Annotated in this window: 27 protein-coding genes; 13 read left to right on the plus strand and 14 right to left on the minus strand. The window is 38.4% G+C overall.

Annotation, left to right across the window (positions count from 1 at the left end):
- The first annotated feature begins 122 nt into the window (after window positions 1-122).
- Complete coding sequence (locus H2677_RS07145; RefSeq protein ID WP_212639476.1) at window positions 123-1,553, plus strand: formylglycine-generating enzyme family protein; 1,431 nt, start codon at window positions 123-125, stop codon at window positions 1,551-1,553.
- Between the two features lie 165 nt (window positions 1,554-1,718).
- Window positions 1,719-3,179 (plus strand): aminoacyl-histidine dipeptidase, encoded by a 1,461-nt coding sequence (locus tag H2677_RS07150; protein ID WP_004954033.1) that lies wholly within the window; start codon window positions 1,719-1,721, stop codon window positions 3,177-3,179.
- A gap of 33 nt (window positions 3,180-3,212) precedes the next feature.
- Here the strand turns inward: H2677_RS07150 and rtcA are convergent, their stop codons facing one another.
- The 5 genes from rtcA to H2677_RS07175 all read right to left on the minus strand — a co-directional run bounded on the left by rtcA (window position 3,213) and on the right by H2677_RS07175 (window position 8,120).
- Window positions 3,213-4,259 carry an RNA 3'-terminal phosphate cyclase gene (gene rtcA / locus H2677_RS07155; RefSeq protein WP_212639477.1) on the minus strand — a complete coding sequence of 349 codons (1,047 nt, stop codon included), beginning with the start codon at window positions 4,257-4,259 and terminating at the stop codon, window positions 3,213-3,215.
- A gap of 258 nt (window positions 4,260-4,517) precedes the next feature.
- Window positions 4,518-4,976, minus strand: a complete 459-nt coding sequence (locus H2677_RS07160) for a DIP1984 family protein (protein WP_212639478.1) — start codon at window positions 4,974-4,976, stop codon at window positions 4,518-4,520.
- 27 nt (window positions 4,977-5,003) lie between these two features.
- Window positions 5,004-5,561 (minus strand): hypothetical protein, encoded by a 558-nt coding sequence (locus H2677_RS07165; RefSeq protein ID WP_212639479.1) that lies wholly within the window; start codon window positions 5,559-5,561, stop codon window positions 5,004-5,006.
- Window positions 5,562-5,590: 29 nt separating this feature from the next.
- A complete protein-coding gene (locus tag H2677_RS07170; RefSeq protein ID WP_212639480.1) occupies window positions 5,591-6,859 on the minus strand; it encodes an RtcB family protein in 1,269 nt (422 codons plus the stop codon).
- 298 nt (window positions 6,860-7,157) lie between these two features.
- Window positions 7,158-8,120, minus strand: a complete 963-nt coding sequence (locus tag H2677_RS07175) for a ribonuclease Z (protein WP_212639592.1) — start codon at window positions 8,118-8,120, stop codon at window positions 7,158-7,160.
- Between the two features lie 67 nt (window positions 8,121-8,187).
- Between H2677_RS07175 and rtcR the strand changes: the two genes are divergently transcribed.
- Window positions 8,188-9,789: an RNA repair transcriptional activator RtcR gene (gene rtcR / locus H2677_RS07180; protein ID WP_212639481.1), complete on the plus strand. Its 1,602-nt coding sequence runs from the start codon at window positions 8,188-8,190 to the stop codon at window positions 9,787-9,789.
- Here rtcR and H2677_RS07185 read toward each other — a convergent pair whose 3' ends face one another.
- Window positions 9,790-10,860, minus strand: a complete 1,071-nt coding sequence (locus tag H2677_RS07185) for a DUF2157 domain-containing protein (RefSeq protein WP_212639482.1) — start codon at window positions 10,858-10,860, stop codon at window positions 9,790-9,792.
- Between the two features lie 94 nt (window positions 10,861-10,954).
- Window positions 10,955-11,584, minus strand: a complete 630-nt coding sequence (locus tag H2677_RS07190) for an alpha/beta hydrolase (protein ID WP_212639483.1) — start codon at window positions 11,582-11,584, stop codon at window positions 10,955-10,957.
- Window positions 11,585-11,708: 124 nt separating this feature from the next.
- Between H2677_RS07190 and yaaA the strand changes: the two genes are divergently transcribed.
- From yaaA to H2677_RS07210, 4 genes are read left to right on the plus strand one after another with little or no spacing between them, the layout of a single operon-like run.
- Window positions 11,709-12,491 (plus strand): peroxide stress protein YaaA, encoded by a 783-nt coding sequence (yaaA, locus tag H2677_RS07195; protein ID WP_004954049.1) that lies wholly within the window; start codon window positions 11,709-11,711, stop codon window positions 12,489-12,491.
- 21 nt (window positions 12,492-12,512) lie between these two features.
- Entirely contained in the window at window positions 12,513-12,776 is a 264-nt protein-coding gene (locus H2677_RS07200; protein WP_004954051.1) for a hypothetical protein, read from the plus strand.
- A 9-nt stretch (window positions 12,777-12,785) separates the two neighbouring features.
- A complete protein-coding gene (locus H2677_RS07205; protein ID WP_004954052.1) occupies window positions 12,786-13,403 on the plus strand; it encodes an HD domain-containing protein in 618 nt (205 codons plus the stop codon).
- Window positions 13,404-13,432: 29 nt separating this feature from the next.
- Window positions 13,433-13,888 carry an NUDIX domain-containing protein gene (locus H2677_RS07210; protein WP_004954054.1) on the plus strand — a complete coding sequence of 152 codons (456 nt, stop codon included), beginning with the start codon at window positions 13,433-13,435 and terminating at the stop codon, window positions 13,886-13,888.
- A 55-nt stretch (window positions 13,889-13,943) separates the two neighbouring features.
- Here the strand turns inward: H2677_RS07210 and H2677_RS07215 are convergent, their stop codons facing one another.
- From H2677_RS07215 to H2677_RS07235, 5 genes are all read right to left on the minus strand, one after another.
- Window positions 13,944-14,729, minus strand: a complete 786-nt coding sequence (locus H2677_RS07215; protein WP_004954055.1) for a thiazole synthase — start codon at window positions 14,727-14,729, stop codon at window positions 13,944-13,946.
- Window positions 14,730-14,752: 23 nt separating this feature from the next.
- Complete coding sequence (thiS, locus tag H2677_RS07220) at window positions 14,753-14,950, minus strand: sulfur carrier protein ThiS (protein ID WP_004911577.1); 198 nt, start codon at window positions 14,948-14,950, stop codon at window positions 14,753-14,755.
- A 9-nt stretch (window positions 14,951-14,959) separates the two neighbouring features.
- Entirely contained in the window at window positions 14,960-15,325 is a 366-nt protein-coding gene (locus H2677_RS07225) for a DUF423 domain-containing protein (RefSeq protein ID WP_004954058.1), read from the minus strand.
- A 107-nt stretch (window positions 15,326-15,432) separates the two neighbouring features.
- Window positions 15,433-16,302: an RNA polymerase sigma factor RpoH gene (rpoH, locus tag H2677_RS07230; RefSeq protein ID WP_004911572.1), complete on the minus strand. Its 870-nt coding sequence runs from the start codon at window positions 16,300-16,302 to the stop codon at window positions 15,433-15,435.
- Window positions 16,303-16,433: 131 nt separating this feature from the next.
- Entirely contained in the window at window positions 16,434-16,673 is a 240-nt protein-coding gene (locus tag H2677_RS07235) for a sulfurtransferase TusA family protein (protein ID WP_212639484.1), read from the minus strand.
- A 354-nt stretch (window positions 16,674-17,027) separates the two neighbouring features.
- Here H2677_RS07235 and H2677_RS07240 point away from each other — a divergent pair, with 354 nt between their 5' ends.
- The 3 genes from H2677_RS07240 (at window position 17,028) to fba (ending at window position 19,736) form a co-directional block, all read left to right on the plus strand.
- Window positions 17,028-17,240: a cold-shock protein gene (locus tag H2677_RS07240; protein ID WP_004911569.1), complete on the plus strand. Its 213-nt coding sequence runs from the start codon at window positions 17,028-17,030 to the stop codon at window positions 17,238-17,240.
- A gap of 99 nt (window positions 17,241-17,339) precedes the next feature.
- Entirely contained in the window at window positions 17,340-18,491 is a 1,152-nt protein-coding gene (gene rhlB / locus H2677_RS07245; protein ID WP_004911568.1) for an ATP-dependent RNA helicase RhlB, read from the plus strand.
- Between the two features lie 207 nt (window positions 18,492-18,698).
- A complete protein-coding gene (gene fba, locus H2677_RS07250; protein WP_004954063.1) occupies window positions 18,699-19,736 on the plus strand; it encodes a class II fructose-bisphosphate aldolase in 1,038 nt (345 codons plus the stop codon).
- Between the two features lie 98 nt (window positions 19,737-19,834).
- On the opposite strand, the gene H2677_RS07255 is transcribed toward fba, so the two are convergent.
- Together H2677_RS07255 and H2677_RS07260 are read right to left on the minus strand one after the other, a co-directional pair.
- Window positions 19,835-21,148 carry a peptidylprolyl isomerase gene (locus H2677_RS07255; RefSeq protein ID WP_004954065.1) on the minus strand — a complete coding sequence of 438 codons (1,314 nt, stop codon included), beginning with the start codon at window positions 21,146-21,148 and terminating at the stop codon, window positions 19,835-19,837.
- Window positions 21,148-23,610 carry an LPS-assembly protein LptD gene (locus tag H2677_RS07260; protein WP_004954067.1) on the minus strand — a complete coding sequence of 821 codons (2,463 nt, stop codon included), beginning with the start codon at window positions 23,608-23,610 and terminating at the stop codon, window positions 21,148-21,150. Before H2677_RS07260 ends, H2677_RS07255 begins: the two co-directional genes overlap by 1 nt.
- Before the next feature lie 118 nt (window positions 23,611-23,728).
- Here H2677_RS07260 and H2677_RS07265 point away from each other — a divergent pair, with 118 nt between their 5' ends.
- The 3 genes from H2677_RS07265 to rsmG all read left to right on the plus strand — a co-directional run bounded on the left by H2677_RS07265 (window position 23,729) and on the right by rsmG (window position 26,236).
- Entirely contained in the window at window positions 23,729-24,742 is a 1,014-nt protein-coding gene (locus H2677_RS07265; RefSeq protein ID WP_212639485.1) for an aminoglycoside phosphotransferase family protein, read from the plus strand.
- Window positions 24,742-25,431 carry an N-acetylmuramate alpha-1-phosphate uridylyltransferase MurU gene (gene murU / locus H2677_RS07270; protein WP_212639486.1) on the plus strand — a complete coding sequence of 230 codons (690 nt, stop codon included), beginning with the start codon at window positions 24,742-24,744 and terminating at the stop codon, window positions 25,429-25,431. Before H2677_RS07265 ends, murU begins: the two co-directional genes overlap by 1 nt.
- A 172-nt stretch (window positions 25,432-25,603) precedes the next feature.
- Complete coding sequence (gene rsmG, locus H2677_RS07275) at window positions 25,604-26,236, plus strand: 16S rRNA (guanine(527)-N(7))-methyltransferase RsmG (RefSeq protein WP_004911557.1); 633 nt, start codon at window positions 25,604-25,606, stop codon at window positions 26,234-26,236.
- The last annotated feature ends 13 nt before the right edge of the window (window positions 26,237-26,249 follow it).

Here is a 26,249-nt window from a genome sequence, read left to right on the forward strand (position 1 = left end):
AACAAATGAAAAAATAATAGTGTTTGAATTTTGAGCTACTTTTCTATTAATTTAAAAATGATTTTTAACAAAGAATTACTCAATCTCCTCCTTTAATTCATAATATTTTCCAGAGAATTAATATGACCACTATATCTAGTAATTATCTTAAAGGCTTTAGTGTATTGTTCGTTTCTTTACTTGCGGCATGTAATAGCGATGATAAAAATACAACTAACAATGTTTCTAACCAAAAACTAGTCGATGGAACAATTTCGTCACTACAAACACTTAGCCAAAATTTAGTATGGCAAGAAAATCAATGTGATAGTGTTTATTCAAAGGTGATAAATGATGCAGAGATTGCTGAGAAATCAGCTTTAGAATTAAGAACAAAGCTTAATAGTACAAATAACTTAAGTTTGTTATTGGAACAGCAAATTATTCCAAAACTTATCCAGCTTACTGAAGAGTCCACTACTTTAAGAGCTAGATGTAATGCTCCAGATTATGACGGCACAGGGGTAAGTATTGAAAGACCAGCGATGTTAAGAGAGATGTTAAGCGAATGGCAAGGGACTATAAATTTATTGATTCGTCAAATAAATAACACTCCTAATATGAATCCTAAAATTAAATTAGCAGCTTTAACACATACAAACATTAATGAAGCAACACCAGAAAAAACAAAGTTTAAAGACTGTTCGGATAGTTTTTGTCCAGAAATGACGGTTATTCCTTCTGGTAGTTTTTTGATGGGTGGAAATCTGCAAGAGCAAGAACAACAAAATGTTCCTGCTCAGTCGCGACCGTATGAATTGCCTCAACACATCGTGAGAATCGAAAAGCCATTCGCTATGTCTACATATGAAACAACTATTGCAGAGTTTCAAGCATTTCAAAAGGAAACTGGCTGGCAGGTACAAGGCTGTCGTAATTGGGAAGCACGTGATGGGGTTTTTAATATGTGGTATCGAGATGATTTAAACCCAACTAACTCAGGTATGAACCAAACGCCGCAAGATCCTGTTGTATGTGTACGCCGTGAAGATGGGAGAGTATTTGCAGAGTGGTTATCCAAAAAAACAGGGCAAACCTACCGTTTACCTACAGAGGTCGAATGGGAATATGCTTCTCGTGCAGGAACTTCGACTGCATTTTACTGGGGTGATGATTTGAATCGAGATCAAGCTTGTAAATATGCAAATGTGTTAGATCCAACCACAGTTTCTGCATTGCCACAAACAAGCTCGTGGAACTTATTTAATTGTACTGATGGCTATGCTTATACCTCACCTGTTGGGAAGTTTATACCAAACAACTTTGGTTTATACGATATGACAGCAAATGCACGGGAGTGGGTAGATGATTGTTGGCACTCAAATTATGAGAATGCACCTGTAACTAATCGTATTTGGGGAGAGGAGAATAACGGACAATGTAATTTCCCTGTGTTACGTGGAGGTGCATGGATATACAACACTTATAATGCTCGAACAGCCTATCGAAATGCTTATGTAACTTCTCAAGCACGTTCGATCATGTGGGGATTCCGCTTAGTTCGTGAAATTTAGCTATCACTTTTAGTTTACTAAGGAATTATTGATCATTTTTATTAAAAATCGACGTAAGTTTTAGGCTAAGAAATAAACTAAATTTACGTTGATTGAATATTTACTTTTTAATGATTTAAGTATATTTAAATCCATTATATACATTATTTTTGTGAGTATAACTGTATGATACAGTTTGATTTTTCTAAACTATCTCCCCAAGTGGTTTGGCGACATTTTGAGACTTTGTGTACGATTCCACGACCATCAAAACATGAACAACAATTACGACAGCATCTCAAAGATTGGGCGGAACAGCGCAACCTAGAAACCTATGTCGATGACATTGGTAATCTGATTATTCGAAAAGCTGCCACAGCAGGTAAAGAGCAAGTTGCAGGTGTGATTTTGCAGGGACACTTAGATATGGTGACTCAGGCAAATCGTGGTACTCAACATGATTTCTTTAAAGATCCTATTCAACCTGTATTAAAAGATGGCTGGCTTATTGCTGAAAACACGACATTGGGCGCAGATAATGGTATCGGAGTAGCACTTGCACTTGCTGTATTAGAATCAAATGATGTTGCGCATGGTCCGATTGAAGTCCTACTCACTATTGATGAAGAAGCAGGAATGAGCGGTGCTCGTTTGCTTGAGTCGGGTGTTTTAACAGGGCAATGGCTATTTAATATTGATACTGAAGAGTGGGGTGAGCTCTATCTTGGCTGTGCAGGCAGTATTGATCTAGAAGTAGGACAGTCACTTCAATATGAACCAGCACCTGAAAATTTGATTTTTGTTGATCTGTTGGTATCTGGATTGAAAGGTGGTCACTCAGGTGTTGATATTCATTTGGGGCGTGGAAATGCCAATGTGATTTTAGCCAATTTCCTGAATGATTATTTATCGCAAACAAATGGACGATTGGTTGAGTTTATCGGTGGAACCGCACGCAATGCTATACCACGTGAAGCTGTAGCAACAATTGCAATTAAATCGGGACAATTACCTGAGCTAGAAAAAGCAGTTGCTGTGATACAAGCTGAATGGCAAAAAAAGTTACGAGGCATTGATGATCAGTTGCAAATCACCGTGCAGCAGAATGCTAATCAGATAAATGAAGTTATTATCTTACAACAGCAACAAGCTTGGTTGCAGGCATTGGCAACGTGTCCATATGGTATTTCACAGTGGAGTCGTGCTTTACCTGATGTGGTTGAAACCTCGAATAATATTGGTGTGATCAAACTGACTAAAGATGAGGCGAAGACTTTAATTATGGTTCGTTCGATGGTGAACCAAGAGGCACTAACATTTGCCCAGAAAATCCAACTGCACTTTGCCAATTTTGAAATTCAGTCTGAGTTAACGCCGTTGGTGTCGGGTTGGACACCAAATCCAGATTCAGCTGCATTGAAATGTCTGCAACAAGCTTATCAATCTGCATTTGAAATTGAGCCAAATTTAAAAGTCATACATGCAGGTTTGGAGTGTGGAATTATTGCTGAACACTATCCAGATTTACAGATGGTATCTTTTGGCCCTGATATTCAAGGTGCACACGCACCAGGTGAAAGAGTTAAAGTAGATACGGTAGAGAAATGCTGGAAATTATTGGTCACGGCTTTGGAATCTGTAAGGTAAATTTCATAGAAAAGAAGCTCATTCATGAGCTTCTTAAACTTTGACAATGACCTGAAACAGGTTTTTGTCTAGTTCAATAAATTCAATTGCACAATCAATAAATTTTTCAATAATCACGACTTGTGTGCGGGTATGTTCGCTAATACATTGTGCGGTAAATTCACCACCTTGCCCCAATGCCAAAGGTAATAGTAACTGATCCGCTAAATATTCATCGACAGCAGCATTAGATTCCATATATTGCTTCACCTGTTCAGCCAAATGATTGGCTATTTGTTCTGCACTTTTGCGCATTTCACCTAAAGCCGTGAATAGCTGAACGTGATGTTGATGTTCAACTTTGACATACGCTGTATTGCCTTGACTGATGCCATTTAAATGGAATTGCTGCTGAGTATCTAATTTCAATCTTTTATTTAACGTTGCAAGTTCCCGTTGTGCAATTTGTGCTTCTTCGGAAAGGTTGAGTACTGCTGCAAAAGCCTTTGTGCTTTGCAAAGTACCACGATCTAATAAATTTAGTTTGTTACGATGTTGCCAAGGCTGAATCTTGATTTGAATTTCACCAGCACCAATCGGGAAGAAGCCTGATTTATTTAATTTAAACTCGACCGCTATTCCAAGTTTTTCTAATGCTGGTAAAAAGCAATGCTCGATAAAATCTGCCGTTGGCGCAAGCGGGTTGTGAGTGCCGCCAGAAATAGCTAATTCACTTGCTTCATTTTGCAATAACAAAGCAGGTAAGAGTGTTTGCAAAACCAGTGTTGTGCTTCCTGCTGAACCAATCTGGAATTGGTATTTTCCACTCTGTATATGCTGTGGCGCAAAGTACAAACGCTGGCTATGCAGTTCAGCACCTTCCACATACGCTTGGCTGATATGTTGAGATGCCTGTACACAGACCAAATGCTGACGCATTAAGCCTGGCTTTTTACGCCCAGCGCGAATGTTGATTAATTCAAATGCTTGACCTGTAATCATCGAAAGGGCAAGAGCAGTTCTTAAAATCTGCCCACCACCTTCACCTTGTGAACCATCAATCTGGATGGTTGCTGGCATATTTGCCAAAGCTTTATTCACTTCTATTTTCCTTATTTTCTAATTAAATGAACATACTGTCAGTACATGGTAATGCGAAGTAACGCGTGACTTTGCTTTCGGCAAGGGTTTACTCGGTACATGGTGCTGAGCCTAATCAGTGAATATCGATGCACGGCTCACATGCTGCCATAGCCGCCTGAATTATTTTCAATCCCTCAGATCGGAGTAAAGCAGGATCTTGTACTCGCCCAGTATGTCCAAACTGTGCTTGTGAACTAAATCCACAAAATTTGTTGTCTATTCGACTAAAGTAATCTGCCAGTTTGCAGCCTGAATTTTGATATTTAAATCACGTAATTTTGCACTGATATCATCTGCCTGTTTTTGCAAATTGGAAACAGGAATGACTTTTTGCCACTTAATTTCCCGTGCGCTATAACGGTCAGGTTCACGATGTGTGTTGGCAATCGCATCAATCAGAATCTTATGCTGTTCGGCATAACTATCACGTAAGCTTAATAGGGACAGCAATATTTTGTCATCCTCTAATTTTGCTTGCGCATTGGTTAAATGAATACGGCAAATCAACTGATTGCTTTCTTGGGTTAAAGCAAATACCTGTTTGATCAGTTCATTTGGATCTTCACTAGGTTCATCACCGTCTTGTACCAATACATTGGCGTTGATCCGTTGTTTTAATGAAGCGAGCTTTTTTTGTTGATCGCTTCGAAGTAACAATGCTTCTGCGAGTTTCATCTTTTATTTTCCTAAAAAATTTATTCTTTAATCTGTTGAGCTGGCAAGCAGTAAGCAGCCTTTATTTTGCTCTGGTGAATAAATGGTTAAGCACCAATTACCCCACCATTCTCGGCCGGGTTCAAAATAATCATTCCATTCGGAATCGTTATCTCGACCACTACCTGGGTAGCCAACCCAATCATATATTTCACAGTCTTTTTCAGTTAAAAGACATAATTGTGTGAATGTTTTGAAGAATGCTACTCGATGAGACTGGGCAAGAGTGGTTCCATAGGGGGGATCAATGATTGCCTCTAACAAGCTCAAAAACCATTTGTGTCCAGAAAATAGATTAGGTTTGTCCAAACAATTAAGATTTACTAGGCTGCGATCTAATTCCTCTATGGCTAGTGAGTTCAAGTCTGACGTTCTTTCTAAGGCTAAACTTTCACAATTCAATAGCATCTGTTGATGAATAGTCAACGTATTGGAAGAGTCTGCTTGATGTGTGACATCAAACAATAAAACTTCAAATACGGCTTGTATGACATCAAGATTAGATTGTAAGTCTTTGGTCTTCAAATGATCTAATTGGACAAACATATGCTCACCTTCTGGTTGTGCTTAGGTATCTATCCCTTAACACAAACCACTTGTCTTAATGTATAAACTACTTCAACCAAATCCTTTTGTGCATTCATTACATCTTCAATCGGTTTATACGCCGATGGAATTTCATCAATCACAGCCTCATCTTTACGGCATTCCACACCTTCAGTCTGGGCAATCTGATCTTCAACAGTGAATCGACGTTTTGCTTCAGCACGGCTCATCACACGACCTGCACCATGCGAACATGAACAGAAGGATTCCTGATTTCCAAGACCTCGAACAATAAAGGACTTAGCACCCATTGAACCTGGGATAATTCCATATTGTCCAAGTTTGGCACTTACAGCGCCTTTACGTGTTACCATTACTTCTTCGCCGTAATGTTCTTCCTTTTCCACATAGTTGTGGTGGCAGTTTACTGCTTCCAATTTGGCATTAAATGGTTTTGGAATAATCGTTGCTAAAGCTTTAATCGCTGATTGCATCATGATTTCACGGTTTTTCATGGCAAAGCGTTGTGCCCAACCCACAGCAAACCAGTAATCATCAAAATGTTCAGTTCCTTCAACTAAATACGCCAAATCTTTATTGGGTAAGTTAATAAAGTGTTTCTGCATATCTTTGCGTGCGAGCTCAATAAAATGGTTACCGATGGCGTTACCGACACCACGAGAACCTGAGTGCAACATAATCCAAACATGATCATGTTCATCTAAACAGATTTCTACAAAGTGATTTCCTGTCCCTAATGTTCCCAACTGCTTGCGGTTGTTGGTATTTTTTAGGCGAGGGTGTTTAGCACAAATCAACTCAAAGTCTGCAACTAAACCTGCCCAAGCTTGATCCACCATTTCAGGTGGTGTTTCCCATGAACCTTTATCACGACCACGTTTAGTCATTCCATGTGGAATTAAGCGTTCAAGTTCGGTACGTAAAGCATGCAAATTATCGGGTAAATCCGATGCTGTTAAGCTAGTACGAGTCGCCATCATTCCACACCCAATATCAACACCGACCGCAGCAGGGATAATCGCACCTTTGGTTGGAATCACGCTTCCAATCGTTGCACCTAAACCGAAGTGTACGTCTGGCATCACTGCCATCCATTTATAAATAAATGGCATTTGAGCCGTTTGTAATAACTGCTGTTTTGAGTTTTCATCAACAATTACGCCATTGGTCCACATTTTTACAGGCATGCCTTTTTCATTCTGTAGAACTTGATAAGTACGTTTTTGTTGTTCTTGTTCAAATTGAGCTTGTTGGTTGATTTGTTCAACGACAGACATTTTCATTTTTCCTTTCAAAGCCTGCCTGCCAAGCGTTTGCAGGCAGGTGATATTCACAATATCCCAGTGATGTTGTGTACTTATACTATTGCAGTGACTATGCCAATTTTTTAAAATTTAATTTAAAATATATGTAAATATTTGATAATTAATATAAATAAATTTTTGAATGTTTTAAAAAAGCATGTTTGTAGATGATTTTGTCGACATCTGTATATCTAAAAAGATATTTAAGTATCTTAAGAGATAGATTATCTATCCTGAGATGTTATTGATAGATCAAATATAAGGTGATCCATTAAGATTTATCAATTTTTGTAAGTTGACCTGTCATATCTAAGCTAAATTGATCGAAATCATCAGCTAAATAAAAGTTGCCTTGATAATATTGGTGGACTTCATCTGCAATCGCTTTTTGTCCAATTTGATCCTGATGACGTGGACTGAAATGCGTCAGAATGAGATTGCCTAAATTATTTTTTTGTGCAAATTCAGCCACCATTTTAGCGGAACTATGCATTGGGCCTGAACCCACTTTATCTAAAATAGCTTGAGTGTAAGTGCTTTCATGAATGAGTAGTTGAGCATCTTTACAAGCATTAGCTAATAATTCAGGTTGATCATTGTCACCACCCACGATGGCATGAATTTGTTGTGTCTGCATATGTAAATAGTCGGCTGATTTTAAGGTTTTTCCATTAACTTCAATATCTAAACCTTGTTGTAAATCGCCCCAAGCTTTGCCTTTTGGTACGCCAAGCTGGAACAAAGTTTGTGTGTCTAATTTCTTTTGTATGTATTGTGCTTTGATACTAAATGCAAAACTGGGTACACGATGACTGAGTGGATGGGCTTGAATCGAAAGTTCATCTGTTATTTGCTGTATTTGAGTGGCTTCATTGACATCGATAAAGTTGAGTGAGTAGGGCAAATGTAAATCGGTCAGTTGCGCTGTGAGTTCAATCCATTGTTGAATTTCTTTAGGAGCAATAATGGTTAAAGGTGCTGTACGGGCATTCATACCTGCACTGGCCAATAAACCAACTAATCCATAACAGTGATCACCATGAACATGGGTAATGCAGATCGCAACTAAGTTCTGTAATGAAAGTTTAGCCTGTTGAATGCGATGCTGTGTGCCTTCACCAGCATCGACCAATATCCAGTCTTTAATCTTGCTGTTGCGGATGGCTAGCGCAGAAACGTTGCGTGTGAGTGTGGGCACACCAGAAGACGTGCCTAAAAAAGTAAAATGAAGCATATTGTTGGAATTTTTCATCGAGTTGCGTATTGTATATAATAGACATATATAAAATATTATAGAAATTATGGCGAATGCAAAAAAAACTGTTGTAATTGGTTTTGTGGGTTCTACCTTGGATCAAGGAAAGCGTCCTGATCGATGGCAACGCTGGCGTCCGACCTTGAGTCTTCTAATGCATGAAGATCTGATTGTGGATGAATTGGTATTATTGCATGATCGGCAACATCACAATTTAGTCAAATTTATTGCTGAAGATGCTCAAAATGTGTCGCCATCGACTACCGTGTCAGGTCAGCGAGTGAATATCCGTGATCCTTGGGATTTTGCCGAGGTCTATGGTGCGCTATATGACTTTGTAAAAAGTTACCCCTTTGATAATGAAAAAAATAACTATCTTTTGCATATCACTACAGGCACACACGTTGCTCAAATCTGTTGGTATCTTTTGGTCGATGCCAATTATTTACCTGCCAAGCTGATTCAAAGTGCACCCAATCAACAGAAAACTCCAGAAGGTGAATACCGCGTCATCGATCTGGATTTATCTCGCTACGATGTTCTCAAGCAGCGTTTTGAAGATGAGCAACAACAAAACTGGCAACAGTTGAAAGCTAATATTTCAACCTATAACCCTGAATTCAATCAACTGATTACAGAAGTTGAGTTGGTAGCAACACGTTCAAGTGCGCCGATTTTGATTATAGGCTCAACAGGTGTGGGTAAATCGCATTTAGCCAAACAAATTTTTCAGTTAAAGAAAGACAACTTTCATTTAAGTGGGCGTTTTGTTGATGTGAACTGTGCGACGCTTCGTGGTGATAGTGCTATGTCGAGTTTATTTGGACATATTAAAGGAGCTTTTACAGGGGCAGTGGCTTCAAGAACAGGCTTATTAAAAAGTGCTGATCAAGGTATTTTATTTCTGGATGAAATTGGCGAGCTTGGGTTAGATGAACAAGCGATGCTCCTCAAGGCACTCGAAGATAAATCTTTTTTTCCAGTCGGAAGTGATAAAGAGGTTCAGGCAGATTTTCAGTTGATTGCAGGGACAAATAAAGACCTGAGAACAGAGGTGCAAGAAGGTCGTTTTCGTGAGGATTTATGGGCGAGGTTGAATACATGGACATTCTTTTTACCCAATCTTAAAGATCGAATAGAAGATATTGCCCCGAATATTGAATTTGAGTTGCAACGTTTTGCTGTAAATCATCAGCGTCAATTACGATTTCAACGTGATGCCCTTGATGCATATTTGAAATTTGCCAAGTCTAAACAAGCATCTTGGCAGGGGAATTTCCGAGATTTAACCGCCAGTGTGACCCGATTAGCAACGCTATCCACTGGTGAGTTGATTCGTTCGGAAACGGTAGAAAAAGAGATTCAGCGTTTAAAACAGTTGTGGTCGATTCAAGCCAAACAAAATCATTCTAAAGATGTAGATATTCTCCTTAAATATTTAGATCAAAAACAGTTGAGTGAAATCGATGAGTTTGATCAGATTCAACTACGTGGCGTACTCCAAGTTTGTGAAAATGCCAAATCGATGGCTGATGCTGGACGTCAGCTATTTGCTGCTTCACGCCAGCAACGTAATACCACCAATGACAGCGACCGAGTCAAAAAGTATTTGGCTCGGTTTGGCTTGAGTTGGAGTGATTTTCAGTAATTATTCAATGGGATGGTCTTTCTTTATTTGGGATTGGCTAGGCAGAAACTCTAAGTTCCAAAGTTTTTCAGCATGTCGGCCAATCCACCAGAAAGATGCAGCGAGCAAGATAAAGAAGATGGCTTTGTGCATGCCATTCCAAAAGAACTCAAAATACTTGGTGTAGAGATTAATAAATAAGAAGGTGATGCCAAAACCGCGTGAGGTAGCATCATCATGTTTTAAACCATAGACAATTGCAATGATTGCAATAAATGCGAAGAGCACACCCCAATGCAAGAGTTCATATTGTTTAACGTTATACCAGCTATTCAAATCACCATAATTGCCAAAGATCGAGAGAATCCATAAGGCAATAAATAGATAAAGCAGTCCCATGACATAAGTTGAATGGGCGAAGTCTCTAAAATGCGCGTAGCGTTTAAACAGCAAGCTTAAACCAATCAATACGCCGCCAAAAAAGACAAAACGTAAAGGGAAGTTCATGCCTAGGTAATAGGCTCCCCAACCCGACATATAGCCAGTTTCCGTCCCAAACCATGAACCGAGTGAAAGTAAGGAAAATACCCAGATCAATTTAGAAGGGAACCAGAAGGCAAGTGCGGCATAAATAATGGTGGAGAGCAAGAATAGCAAAGAGAAATGCCCACTGCCTGTATCAATCACTTGACCGAAATAAGCGACGGATGCTGCCGTAGAAAGCACACCTGCAAAAATAATCGCTTCATTGCTAAATTGATGTAAGGGTTTGGTTTTACGTCGACGATAGGCAAAGCCATAAAAAGCTATAGCAACAGCAGCAAAAACCAGACAAGGAATAATTTTGGAATCTATAAAGATTTTTTCAATCAACCTCATCAAGTAATCATCAAGTGTGATAGCGGCTATTGCGATCACTGTACAAATCATCGAGATCCAGAATGAATACTTTGCTAGCCGCTCCCAGTCAAAAGACCGAATCGAAAAACTCTGATTTAATTTATTGGCAACATCAGGCGTAATCGTGCCTTGTTGTTGCCAATGCTCAATGGTTTGCTTTAAAAAAAGTCCCTGTTTTTTATTTAATTTCATTTTTTTAAGAACCTAAATGCCTGTACATCTAAACTGATATAATAGACATTGGATTCAAAAGGCGTATATTTTTCTTAGTAATTTGTTGTTAAGTTTAAATTTTTAAAAAACGAGTGATAATTTGACGCAACTGTTTTAGATAACCAGTAAAAAAATGATTGGCACCTGGTAGAATCGTGATTGGATGCTTTTGTGGTTTTGCCCACTTGATCATGTCAGAGAGCAGGGTGATGTCATCTTGCTCGCCGTGTACGAATAAAATATCGCCATCAATTGCAGGGGTTTTATAATGACGTAAATCCACCACTGAGCCTGTTGGTAGACCGCAGAGCACTAATTGTTTTGGACGTAACTCTTCACTGAGTTGTGCTTGGCATTTAGCTAATACATGAGAACCGAAACTAAAACCACCGGCATAAAAAGTTAAACCAGCATGTTTTGCACGGGCATATTCAATCACAGCCATAATATCATCAGTTTCGCCATGACCTTGATCATGAACACCTTCACTACCAGCCAAACCACGGAAGCTAGGGCGATAAACGACACAACCCATTTCATTAAAAATCTGAGCCAGTAAAACAGGGACTTTATGATGTGGTGTACCACCTTGCAAAGGATGTGGATGGCAGACGACAGCAAAACCTGTGATTTCTCCTTGGGGCTGATCAACAAATATTTCGATTTGACCAACAGGACCATGGATGAATAATTGCTCAGACATAAGATACGTAATGGATAATGGAAGAATCCACTATTTTACCGATAAAACTGAACGAGAACACGAATTGGCATTAAAAATTATCAACTGATATAGTTTCACCAATATAAATTTATTTTGATTGATTATGCTTGCTTTAATTTCTCCAGCGAAAACACTTGATTACACAACAGCACTACCTACAGATACACATACACAGCCACGTTTATTAGAGCAATCACAGCAGTTGATTGATGTGTGTCGCAAACTTTCTGCAACAGAAATAGCATCGTTAATGACCGTGAGTGAAAAAATCGCCAATTTAAATGTAGAGCGTTTTCGTGATTGGAATGCGGAATTTGATTTTTCTAATGCACGCCAAGCTTTATTTGCATTTAAAGGTGACGTCTATACAGGTCTAGATGCTTATCATTTAAAAGATCAAGATATTGATTTTGCCCAACAGCATTTGCGCATGCTGTCTGGTCTTTATGGTTTGTTACGCCCATTGGATTTGATGATGCCGTATCGTTTAGAAATGGGTACTAAATTAAAGAATAGCCGTGGAAATAATTTATATGAGTTTTGGGGCAGCATTATCACTGATCAAATTAACCAAGATTTAGCTGAAATTGATGCAAAATTATTGGTAAATTTAGCCTCTGACGAATATTATAAATCTGTGAATGAAAAGAAAATTCGGGCTGAAATTATCAAGCCTGTATTCTTGGATCAGAAGAACGGGAAATATAAAGTCATTAGTTTCTATGCGAAAAAAGCGCGTGGTCTAATGGCAAGATATTTGATTGAAAATAAATTAAGCCAAGTAGAACAATTAAAAGCATTTGATAGTGAAGGGTATTACTTTGATGCTGAAAGTTCATCGGATAAAGAGTTGGTCTTTAAGCGAGATGAACAGCACGCAGCTTAGATTTGCCTTGGGCAGGATGGGATGTTAACCAAAGAATATTTGTTGAAAAATGCTATATCGCCTGATCAAGTTCAAATTAAAGGGCATCTGACAGAACCGCGGAGTTATGGCGTGTATGCACTGCCTTTAGATCGTGATGGTACTCGACGCTTTCGATTTGGTAATCACCCTGTACGTCAGCAGGAACTAAAACATGAGTTTGGTTCTTGTACTTTGTATCAGCTCTTTCTTGAGCGTAAGGATGCAGAGTCATTAGCAAAGTGGCTTAATAAGGAAATCCGATAAGGATGAGTAATGCAGCAATATTTAACTGTATTAGAAAAATCATGGTTTGAGCTGCATCGGCATTATCATTTTTCTGAACCGCAGAAAATTTTTAACAAATTGATTGCTGCCTATAATGAAAAGCAGCGGGCTTATCATACGCTTCAGCATTTGTATGAATGTCTGGTTTTACTTGATTCGATTCGACCTGATTTAAAAGATGCTTATTCAGTTGAGTTAGCACTGTGGTTTCATGATGCGATCTATGATCCTCAAGCAAAAGACAACGAACTAAAAAGTGCTGAGCTATTCGAGCAATATTTGTCTCAAGATTTATCAATAGATATCGTTCAAAAGATTAAGCGATGGATTGTTGCTACGCAAAAGCATGAAGCAACGGATGAGCTAGATTTACAGTTTTTACTGGATATTGATTTAGCGATTATAGCGGCCTCGCCAGAACGTTACGAGGAGTATGAGCAACAGATTCAACAAGAATATGCTTGGGTGGATACAGAAGTCTATTCCATTAAACGAAAAGAAGTTCTAACGCATTTTTATCAGACTGAACCACTGTATCAAACGGAATATTTTCAACACAGTTTTGAACAAAGGGCGAAAATGAATTTAAAGAATATAATAGAATAAATGATTAAAACGAAGCCATTGAGTTATAAGTGAAAGATTTAACATTAGATATTGCAGAGGGAAAACTTAATATTCGTGTGGCTGCTTGGATAGAGCATGAAGATCAGATTTTGGTTTCTATATTTCCTGATGGAAGTATTTCTATAGTGGGTGGTCGATTAAAATTTTCAGAAACAACCCTAGAGGGAATTCAACGAGAAGTGCTTGAAGAAACAGGAGAGTATTTTAATTCGCCTGTGCTTTTTGCGATTGTTGAAAATTTTTTCTATGATTCCGTTGTAGGGCGAAATTTTCATGAATTTCTTTATATTTATAAAGGCGATATTCAAATAAAAGCTTCTTATCTTGATGATGCGACTGAAGCTCAAGTGATTTCATGGATGCCAAAGTATGAGATCAAACTGCTAAAGCCAGGTGTTTTACATGATCTTGCTTTGCGATCAACTGAGCAAGTTATACATCTTGTTAATCTGGAATCAAGATAAATCATAATTGCATTAAAAAAGGGAGCAAAAAAAGCTCCCTTTTATCATTCTTTTCTTATTTAAAGAAATACCCCGTTTCAGGCGAGCTGGCATTGGCCATACGCTTACGTGGCATACGACCCGCTAAGAATGCTTCACGACCCGCTTCAACTGCTTTTTTCATCGCAGAAGCCATCAAAATTGGATTTTGAGCCGCAGCAATCGCGGTATTCATCAGTACACCATCACAACCCAATTCCATCGCAATCGCCGCATCACTGGCAGTACCGACACCAGCATCAACCAAAACTGGAACTTTGGCATTTTCTTTGATGATTGAAATGGTATGTGGATTCAAAATACCAAGACCAGAACCAATTAAACTACCCAAAGGCATAATCGCAACACACCCCATACTTTCAAGTTCTTGTGCAACGATAGGGTCATCTGAGGTATACACCATGATTTCAAAACCATCATCGATCAATGTTTGCGCGGCTTTAAGCGTTGCGGTCACATTTGGATATAAGGTTTTTTCGTCACCAAGAACTTCCAGCTTCACCAGATTGTGACCATCAAGCAGTTCACGAGCCAGCATACAGGTGCGAATTGCGCTATCAGCATCAAAACAACCGGCTGTATTTGGCAAAATTGTATATTTCTCAGGTGGAATCACTGAAAGTAAATTTGGTTGATCGTCATGCTGACCAATGTTTACGCGACGAATTGCAACGGTAACAATTTCCGCACCGCTGGCTTGAATGGCTAAATCAGTTTCATTTAAATCTTTATATTTACCAGTTCCGACCAATAAACGAGATTGGAAAGTACGTGAACCAATAATTAAAGGGGAATCTTGCATGGGCTTACTCCATTTTTAGCCGATTAGCCGCCACCAACAGCTTGAATAATTTCAATACGATCTTCTGGAGCAATTGTTGTTTGCTCAAGTCTACTTTTCGGAATAATTTGTTGGTTCTTCTCTACAGCAAAGCGTTTGCCTTCAAGTGCCAAGCTTTGAATCAATTGCTGTAGGTTTTCACATGACGTGTCTGTTGACTCGCCGTTTAAATAGATATGCATGATAAATCCTTATTTCGCATGTTTGATCGCATACCATGCGAGTAACAGCCAACCTGCAATCATAAATGCACCACCAATCGGAGTGATTGCACCTAATATTCGAGGTAAACCAAGCGACATAATGTATAATGAACCGCAGAAAAATATGATGCCAATTTGAATCAAAATAAAAGGAATTTTTATTGGGAATGTTGGTGTGGTTTTTTTGAGTACAGCTAAAATGAGTAAACCTAGAGCATGGTAGAAAAAATATTGCGTTGCAGTGCTCCACCAAGCGAGTTGCTCTACTGTAGCAATAGATTTAAGCCCATGTGCACCAAAAGCACCTAACATAACTGCAAGTGCAAGATTAAGCGCAGAAATTGCTATCCACATAATGAAAATGGAACTGGAAAATTGATGAACAAAGTTAACATATTCGAAGCTTTTAACAAAGCTGGATAAAACAAAAGGGCATTGTCGCCCTTGTGTTTGTTCTGAATTTAACTTGCTGACATCGCAATTTTAATTTTTTCCATTGCATTCTTTTCAAGCTGGCGAATACGTTCAGCAGAAACATTATATTCAGCAGCCAATTCATGCAAAGTTGATTTGTCATCGTCTAACCAACGACGCTGTAAAATATTACGAGAACGATCATCGAGTTGATCCATGGCCTCATGCAATGCAGAAGTACTTTGTTCTTCGTAATCTTCTTCTTCAATTAGGCGTGCAGGGTCGTAACGATTATCTTCGAGATAAAGTGCAGGCGCGGTGTGCGGTGTATCATCGTCATCATCACCTTGCGCTTCAAAAGCAGCATCGTAAGCGGTTAAACGACCTTCCATTTCGAGCACTTGCTCAGGAGTCACATTCAAATCATTTGCAATTGATTGAGCTTCTTCTAAAGTCAAACGTTTACTTGATTTTTTAAGACTACGCAAATTGAAAAATAATTTACGTTGAGCTTTCGTAGTAGCAATTTTAACAATTCGCCAGTTACGAATAACATATTCGTGAATTTCGGCTTTAATCCAATGCACAGCAAAAGAAACTAAGCGCACACCCATATTAGGATCGAAGCGCTTAACAGCTTTCATCAGTCCTAGGTTACCTTCTTGGATGAGATCACCTTGTGGTAATCCGTAACCTGCATAGCTGCGTGCAATATGTACGACAAATCGTAAGTGTGACATTACCAAAAGTTTGGCAGCATCCAGATCTTGATCATAATAATAACGTTCAGCAAGTTCTTTCTCTTGCTCTGCCGTTAAAATAGGAATTTGATTGACAGTACTGATATATGCACCAAGGTTAACGCCTGGCGCAGACAATGACAGGGGCATCAATTGATTGCTGCTGTCAGTAGTCATGGAGTCTCCTTATAGGATGGTATTAAAGTCAATAATTTCATCTTAATGCGAATGTTCTTCATCACTAAGGAAATTTGAGTATAGAAATGTAAATATTTCAATTTTATCTTTACCGAGAGTTTAGCAAAGAATCAAATAGATTCAATTAAATAGTGAAATTCTCGGTCTGAAATTTTCTGTGTTTGACATTGAAGTTTTTGAATTTGGCAATATCGTGTTACATCAATTTCACTATGCGGGTCTGATGATTTTAAAAGATATTGCTTTGATCCTGATGACTTCTTAATAGCGCGTTTCAACATCAAAAGTGGCATAGGGCAAGGTTGTCCTAGCGCATCAATTATTTCGGGCGAGCCTTCAATTTGAGACATAGTAATAAACAAAGCTTAATTGAAAATTATCTTAACAAACTTTCACTATTTTACACGGAAAATTTTTAGCAAAAAAAGCGCTAAATGGTTGAATAAAACAGATAGAGTGCTAGGAAATTACTAAAAATAAATCTATTAATTGGAATAAACCCGTGTTAAGCTCGATGCGTTTTAGAAAGTGTTTAATATAAATTTCTTGTATTAAACCCTATTACAAATGGATGTAACCGGAAATTGTTGATAGTTTTACAGAATGATTACAAGCTTTAAAATTATAAATATTTTAAAACCTTGTTGGCTCTGCTGTTTGCAACACCGGAAGGTCCTTATCTTTCAATATCTGAGGATTGACTTATGACAGCTCGTGAACAAGGCGTAGTAAAGTGGTTTAACGACACTAAAGGCTTTGGTTTTATTCAGCGTAATGGTGGTGATGACGTATTTGTTCATTTCCGCGCAATTGTAGGCGAAGGTCACCGTTCATTACGTGACGGCCAACGCGTAGAATTCAGCGTAGTTCAAGGACAAAAAGGTTTCCAAGCTGAAAACGTTCAGCCTTTAGACTAATTTGTTGCTTTAACGCAATAAAAAACGCTCCAATGTTATTTGGGGCGTTTTTGTTTATAATAGCCACTTTCTTTAGTCATTGATGGTTCGAGAGCATATATGACGTCTGGTTTTGAAACCTTAAATTTACATCCGCAGTTGAAAAAAGCCATTGATGCTTTGGGGTTCACACAAATGACTCCTATTCAACAAAAGGTTTTAAAATATACATTAGCAGGGCATGATGCCATTGGTCGAGCACAGACAGGGACGGGTAAAACAGCTGCCTTTCTAATCAGTGTGATTAATGATTTATTAACCAATCCAGTACAAGAGCAACGTTTTCGTGGTGAACCACGAGCATTAATCTTAGCTCCGACTCGTGAGCTTGCATTACAGATTGAAAGTGATGCCCAGCATTTGACAAAGTTCACTGATCTACATCTTGTCACGCTGTTAGGTGGTGTAGACTTTGAAAAACAAAAGAAAATGTTGGATCGCAACTTTGTTGATATTATTGTTGCAACGCCAGGGCGTTTAATTGATTTTGTTGAGCAAAAAGAAGTTTGGTTAGATAAAATTGAATTTTTAGTGATTGATGAAGCTGATCGCCTGCTTGATATGGGATTTATCCCATCAGTAAAACGAATTGTTCGTTTTTCTCCATTCAAAGAGCAACGCCAAACTTTGATGTTTTCAGCAACATTTAGCTACGATGTATTGAATTTGGCAAGACAATGGTTATTTGAACCTGTTACGGTAGAAATTGAACCTGAACAGAAAACCAATAATGATGTCGAGCAACGAGTTTACGTTGTAGAAAACAAAGATAAATATAAATTGCTTCAAGAAATTCTTCGTGAAGAACCTATTGATAAAGTAATGATCTTTGCAAACCGTAGAGATCAGGTTCGTCGATTGTATGATCATTTAAAACGTGATGGTTATAAAGTAGGAATGTTGTCTGGTGAGATTGCACAAGACAAACGATTGAAGATGCTTGATCAGTTTAAACAAGGTAAAAACAATATTATGATTGCGACTGATGTTGCTGGTCGTGGTATTCATGTTGATGGTGTATCGCACGTCATTAACTTTACCTTGCCTGAGCAATCAGATGATTATGTTCATCGTATTGGTCGTACTGGACGTGCAGGTGCTCAAGGTGTAAGTATTAGCTTCTTATCAGAAGATGATGCGTTCTATTTGCCTGAGATTGAAAAGGCGATTGGGAAGAAATTACCCCTTACGCGAATCGAAGGATATTGTTGATTTGATTGAAGCAATTTCAAATTAGAATTTGTTTATTGAATCATTTAAAAAGCTAAATCATGCGATGATTTAGCTTTTTTTATTTTTTAGTATGTTTTGCTACCCAAATGATACAAAAGATTAAGAATTTTTTTGAAATCCTGTGATTAGTTGCTGAATTGAAACAAATCAACATGTAGAATATGGCGCATTACCTGGGAGGATATTATGGCTCTAATCTCAATGCGCCAGCTCTTGGATCACGCTGCAGAACATAACTACGGCGTACCAGCGTTTAACGTAAACAACTTAGAACAAATGCGTGCAATTATGCTCGCAGCTGATGCAACGAATTCACCTGTAATCGTACAAGCTTCTGCTGGTGCGCGTAAATATGCAGGTGCACCTTTCTTACGTCATCTTATTTTAGCTGCGATTGAAGAATGGCCACATATTCCAGTGGTAATGCATCAAGATCACGGTACAAGCCCTGATGTCTGCCAACGCTCTATCCAGTTGGGCTTTAGCTCAGTGATGATGGATGGTTCTTTGGGAGCTGATGGTAAGACACCAACTTCATATGATTACAATGTTGATGTTACTCGTCGTGTTGTAGCTATGGCTCACGCATGTGGCGTTTCTGTTGAAGGTGAGATTGGTTGCTTAGGTAGCCTTGAAACTGGTATGGCTGGTGAAGAAGATGGTGTTGGCGCTGAGGGCGTACTAGACCATTCTCAATTGCTAACTTCTGTAGAAGAAGCAACTCAATTCGTTGCTGACACTGATGTTGACGCTTTAGCGATTGCTGTTGGTACTTCTCATGGTGCATACAAGTTTACTCGTCCACCTACAGGCGATATCTTGGCAATTGATCGAATCAAAGAAATTCATGCTGCGCTACCAAACACGCATCTTGTAATGCATGGTTCAAGCTCTGTACCACAAGAGTGGTTGGCGATTATTAACCAATATGGTGGTGATATTAAAGAAACTTACGGTGTACCAGTAGATCAGCTTGTAGAAGCGATCAAACATGGTGTTCGTAAAATTAATATTGATACTGATTTGCGTTTAGCTTCTACGGGTGCAATGCGTCGTATGATGGCTGAGAAACCAAGTGAATTTGATCCACGTAAATTCTTTGGTGAAACAGTTGAAGCAATGAAAGACATTTGTATTGCACGTTATGAAGCATTTGGTACGGCTGGTAATGCAGATAAGATTCGCCCAATTTCTTTAGAGAAGATGGTTGATCGTTATAAGTGATTAACTTGTAACTTAAAAAAAATAGCGGCCTTTGCCGCTATTTTTATATTTGTATGAAAAAATGCCAGCATATAGCTGGCATTTTTTTGAGGCAGAATTTATTTTTGCTGCGCTTTTGAGTCTAAACTGACATCTTTAATTTCAACATATGCATTGGCGCGAAGCTCACGCATCCAAGTATCTACTTCAGTATCAAATTGACGTTCACCGAGAATCTGACGTGCCATACGTTCTTGTACTTCTTTGGTCATGTCTTGTTGGCGAGTATCCATCACTTGCAGGATATGCCATCCAAATTGTGTTTGGAATGGTTTGCTAATTTGACCTACAGGAGTATTCTTCATTGTCTGTTCAAATTCAGCAACCATAACGCCCGGGCTAACCCAACCCAAGCTACCTCCATCACGAGCTGAACCTGTATCATTTGAATATGTTGCAGCAAGTGTTGCAAAATCTTCGCCAGCTTTAGCACGATTGTATAGACTATCAATCATTTGTTTAGCACGGTCTAAAGATACAACTTCAGAAGGTTGGATTAAAATATGACGTGTTTGGTATTGATCCACTAAAGCCTTTTGATCATTCTGCTTACGTTCAAGTAATTTAAGAACGTGGATACCATCACGAACATTAATAAGTTCAGTTGTTTGACCTATTTTCAATGGGGTGATTCGCGCTGCGAGTTCAGTTGGAATTTCAGAAAGTGATCTAAATCCCATGTCTGCGCCATCAACTTTCACAGAAGAAGTTGATAATTTAGAGCTGATTGCTTTTGGATCGTCACTATTCGTAAGCGCATTTTTTACTTCTAAGGCAACTTTTTGTGCTTCTGCTGCATTATCTCCTGAGATACGCATATGAATCACATGAGCTTGAGTGCCTAATGCGGCTTGACCTTCAGGTGAATTTAGGAAATTTTCAACATCTAAGTCGCTGATTTTAATTCGCGACATTACTTGTTGTTGACGTAAGCGTCCGATTGCTAAATCTTCAGCAATACGGTTTCTTAAGTTTTCATATGTACCTGGCGCAATTGCATCTAGTTTTTGTTGGAACGCTTCTAAGGTAGTAGCGCCAGATTGATTTGCCACTTTCATAACAGCAGCATTTAAACTTTTTTCGTCGGCTTTAATACCGTAACGTTTAACTTGTTCTAATTGAGCTTGTCGGATGATCAATTGATCTAAAACTTGCATCTGTAAGTATTGTTGTGGTGGCACAGTTTTATTTTGTGCTTTAAGTTGATGCTCAGTTTCAGCAATTCCTTGTTCTAAATCACTTTTAAGAATGACACTACTATCCACAATTGCGACAACCTCATCCGTAGGTTGAGCAAAGCTATGCATTGATGAAGAAATTAGGGCGGCTAGAACAGTAGCTCTAAAGATATGTTGAATAGAATTTATCTTCATTAACGTTGTGTCCAAGATTGATTAATTTTGTTGAAACCTAAAACTCTGCTTTCTAAAAGTGAGGCAAGCTTATTATTTAAGGCGCCTAAACCTTTAAGTGTAAACTCAGCCATTACAGCACGCTTTCTACGTACATCAGGAGAATTAGGATCATCTAAATCGTTGTAGTACGAGCGTCCATATACAGAGACAGCCCAACAACAAGACTCATAATTGACGCCAAGTAAATACTCGCGCATCAAATTATTGTCTAAGTCATATTGAGCATGCCCCATAATACGCCAATTATCTTTTACAGGTTGTATAAAGGATGCAACAGCTTGATCATAAGAATCTTGACGGTCTGGAATGTCTTTACGATAAAAATAGCCTACATTGTAGAGATTACCTTTATCGCCGACGTAATATGCTTGAAAATCACGTTGTGCATTTTCACCATTAGACATCCATGCAGAATTGGCAGCTAAGGTGAAGTTCTGATTCAATTGACTCGCTAGGCTAATAATCGGACCTGTTCTTTTTTGCGTGTCGAACTCATCAGGTTCTTCGTTTAGGGTTACACGTCTGTCATTAAAATAATAACTTTGACCTAGACTCGCTCTAATACGCTCTAAGCCTTCTGTATCCAGTAGGCTATATGTAACACCCAAAGATAAGAAATTATTATCCTCTAAGCGGTCGTGCCCATAAAAGCGGTAAGGGTTAAACAATTGGTCATAACTAATAGATGCAGTTGTAGAGTCGAAGTTTGGATGGTCATCTTGCTTTTTATAAGGTGAGTAAGCATAGAACGCTCTTGGTGAGATGCTTTGAAGATATTTGCCATCTTTCTCAAAAGTTACACCAGTTGCGAACGTAAATTGCGGTACAACGACAGACTTTTCTAAATCATCGGAAGCCGATAAGCCTAAACCTTCTTTAGTATCTTGATCGTAGAATGTATTAATCGTACGTACGGATAATTCAGGAATAGCGTAGAACCATGATGGTGTTATGTAGTTATAACGAACAGCAAATTGGTTATAGATACGAGTACCGCTTGATTCTAAAGCTGAGCCATCATTTATAGACTTTTTAAAATAAGCTGTATCATTATTAAACTCGTATTGTAAACCTTGTGGATTACCTGTTACATAATTGAGAAGGAACTGAGGTAAGCGAGCATAGGGTTTGTCTTTATCCTCAATCGTTTCATCTAGGGTTTGGAAATCTTCGACTTTTAACTGAGCTTTTAAGCCAGGAATGCCATTTTTATAATTCAATTCCCATGCACGACGTAGGTTCAAATCAGTTTTTGAATTTGGGCTTGAATTAAAATCAGAGAAATAATCTTTATCTGATGCATGGTTAAATTCTAGGTTCGTAGACCATTGATCTGTGATGTTCCAATTGTGTTCAAAATGTAAGTCATCACGATCTTTGTTGTCGTATTCGTTGTCATTTGGTAGGTAGCCACCCCAAATACGTCCTGAACCAAAATTCTCAGTCATATATCTAAATTCTGCATCCAACTTTGCTCCACGTTTGCTCATAAAGCTTGGTGTGAGTGTTAGATCATAATTAGGTGCAAGATTAAGATAAACAGGAACGGTAAGTTGAGCACCGCCATCATTGCTATAGCCAAAATTTGGACTTAAAAGACCAGTGGTGCGTCTATCATCAATTGGGAAATTAAAATAAGGAACAGCTAAGACAGGAACATCTTTTACATATAGTTTAGTTCCTCTAGTCACACCACGACCAGTTTCTTGATTCAGTTCAATTTGTTTAGCCTGAATTTTCCATGCAGGTTTTTGTTCAGGTGGGCAGGCTGTATAACTAGCATCCTTAAGAATAACTAAATTTTCATTTTGGCGTTTGATTTGGCTTGCATGGCCATGAGCATGTTGTTGTTCAGAAATATAAAAACTGTTATTTAAGTCGCCAGTTTGGGTTTTTAAGTTGTAATTGATTTGATCGCTTTGGGTGAGTAAACCTGATTGAGCGAGTTGAACTCGACCTTTCGCATTTGCATATGTTTGAGATGAATCTAAAGTAACCTCATCTGCACGAATATTGCGACCTTCTTGGTCAATAATTACGTCACCTCGTAAAACCGAATCACCATTTGGATTGTAGTGACCATAGTCTGCCGTAATAACAGAGGTGGTGCTATTCGCATCTTTGGGTCTGCTTTCAGGGTTGATAGGCGTAATCCATGTACCTTGGCAAAAAGATGAGCTTAGATAGCGATTGTCACGCAATTGAGCTTCTGGTGCTGATTTGTCTACATAGTATTGCTGAAAAAAACTTTCGCCAGGGTAGGTTTCTTGGTCTTTCTGAATTTTGGCTTTGAGTTGAGCATTGTCTAGTGTAGAGACATGAGACGTGTTGGTTGCTGCGAAACCTGATTGAATCGAGCCGCCACACAAGAGTGTCAAAATAGCAGTTGCTAAAGGATTAAATTTAAACTGATGTTTCATTGTCTCATTAACCAGTATGCTAATTCACAATTAATTATTGTCGCATCATAGAGAAAAAGTTGATAAGTGGCTACACTTAAGCTTTCAAAATCTCAGCTAGTTTTAGATTTTATTGCAAATGAATACACAACGTGAACAATTGATACAAACTTGGCTTGAAGCCGTTCTCAAATCTGATCAGTTTGAAATCAACTTTCTTGCTGGAGATGCGAGTTTCCGCCGCTATGCACGAGTTGGGTTACAAAACAAAACATATATGCTCATGGATGCGCCTCCTGAAAAAGAAGATTGCGTTCCGTTTGTGACGATTGATGAATTCTTTGATGCGAATGGGGTGAGAGTTCCTCATATCGTAGCTAAAAATTTGGAGCAAGGATTATTATTGTTGGAAGATTTTGGTGATGTAGTGTTGTCAACATTGTTAAATGATAAAACAGTTGATCAATATTATGCCCAGAGCTTTAAACAACTTATTGAATTGCAGCAAATTGACGGGAAATCTCATTTGCCTGCATATTCATATGAGAAATTAATGACAGAGATGCGTCTGTTAACAGAATGGATGCTACCTTCATTAAATATTCAACCAACAGAACAGCAATTAGAAACAATTGAGCAAGCTTTCGATTTTCTTGCGATTGAAGCAACTAACCAACCTCAAGTAATCGTTCATCGTGATTTTCACAGTCGTAATTTGATGAAAATTGAAAATGAGCAAGAACTCGGTGTTATTGATTTCCAAGATGCGGTAATTGGTGCTGATACTTATGATTTAATCTCGATTACACGAGATGCCTATGTACAGTGGAATGCTGAGCGCGTTTATGAATGGTTTGAAGTCTTTTATAACTTGTTGCCAGCAAAAGCGAAAGAAAATCGGAGTTTTGAGCAGTTTAAGCGTGATGCTGATCTTATGGCGATTCAGCGCCATCTTAAAATTTTAGGTATTTTTGTTCGTTTATTCGAGCGTGATGGAAAATCAGGTTATCTAAAAGATCTGCCAAGAGTGATGTGGTATCTGCTTGAAGAAAGTCAAGGTTATGATGAATTGAATGACTTTATGCAATTTATGCGTGAAATCGTTATGCCAAAGTTCATTGCAAAATATGGTGATTATGAGGTTGCTGCATAATGAGAGCTATGATTCTTGCCGCAGGTCTTGGAAATCGTATGCGACCGCTCACGTTGCATACACCAAAACCTTTGCTTAAAGTTGGTGGAAAGCCTTTAATTGTTTGGCACATCGAAAAATTGCAAAAGATAGGTGTCTCTGAAATTGTGATCAATACTGCTTGGTTGGGAGACAAACTTGCGGCTGCTCTTGGAGATGGTTCTCAATTTGGTGTAACTATTTTATGGTCGCATGAGGGTGAGGGACTTGAGACGGCAGGTGGTATTATCAATGCATTGCCTTTATTGGGTGATAAGCCTTTCATTCTCGTCAATGGTGACGTCTGGACAACTATGGATTTCTCTTCATTGCTGAATGTTCATTTAGGTGACAAGCAAGCGCATTTAGTATTGGTTGATAATCCTCCTCAGCATTTGAAAGGTGATTTCATTTTATCCAATGATTTGGCTTATACATTTGAGCAGGAGCAATTGGGTGAAGCATTAACCTATAGTGGTATTGCGGTATTATCACCGAATATGTTTAAAGGTCTGGAGAATGGTAAGAGACCATTAGCACCTTTACTTAAACAGGCAATGTCACAAGAATTAGTTTCAGCTGAGAAAATGCAGGGTATTTGGGTTGATGTTGGTACGCCTGAGCGGTTAGAAGAGCTTGACAATAAAATTAAACAAGGTGAATTTGCCTAAGAAGATATTTGTCGTGCTTTGATGTTGTTGAACCAAGGCAGAAAATTTGATGGATTGTGCAGTTTATCATGAACATAGATGATTAACTGCATAATCGTTCAACAAGTCCTACTGTGTCTTGTATCAGAAATCGGTATACTGCACAGCAAATTTATCGAGATGTTACACTGTCATGCATCATTTTTTTCAAGAATTAAAGCAAGGTAGTCAAGCTTTAGGATTAAACCTCAGCGAAGAGGCTTTAACACTCTTATTAAAATATCAAGATGCGCTAGTATTGTGGAATAAGGCATATAACCTAACAGCAATACGCGACCCTAAAGAAATGCTGGTTAAACATTTATTAGATAGTTTAAGTATCTTGAATGATCTACCAAAAGGGCGTTTATTAGATGTAGGTACAGGTGGTGGAATGCCTGGAATGATTATTGCTTTATGTCAACCAGAACGTGATTGTGTTTTGCTTGATTCAAATGGCAAGAAAATTCGTTTTCTGAAACAGTTTATTGCTGATTTAAAGCTGAAAAATGTAATTGCAGTGCAAACACGTGTTGAAAATGAAGACAGTATCAATGAACTTGGTCAGTTCGATGTAATTACAAGTCGAGCATTCGCTTCACTAACTGACTTTGTAGATGCTGCACAGCCATATATGCATGAAAAAAGTATTATTGCAGCAATGAAAGGTTTGATTCCAACTGATGAACTTGATCAATTAAAAGGTCAATATCAGTCTCAGATTGTCGAATTGAAAGTACCAAGATTAGATGAACAACGTCATTTGCTTTTGCTTCAACGAATTTAATAAAAAATATTAA

Source organism: Acinetobacter junii, from assembly GCF_018336855.1.
In the GTDB taxonomy this organism is placed as follows: domain Bacteria; phylum Pseudomonadota; class Gammaproteobacteria; order Pseudomonadales; family Moraxellaceae; genus Acinetobacter; species Acinetobacter junii.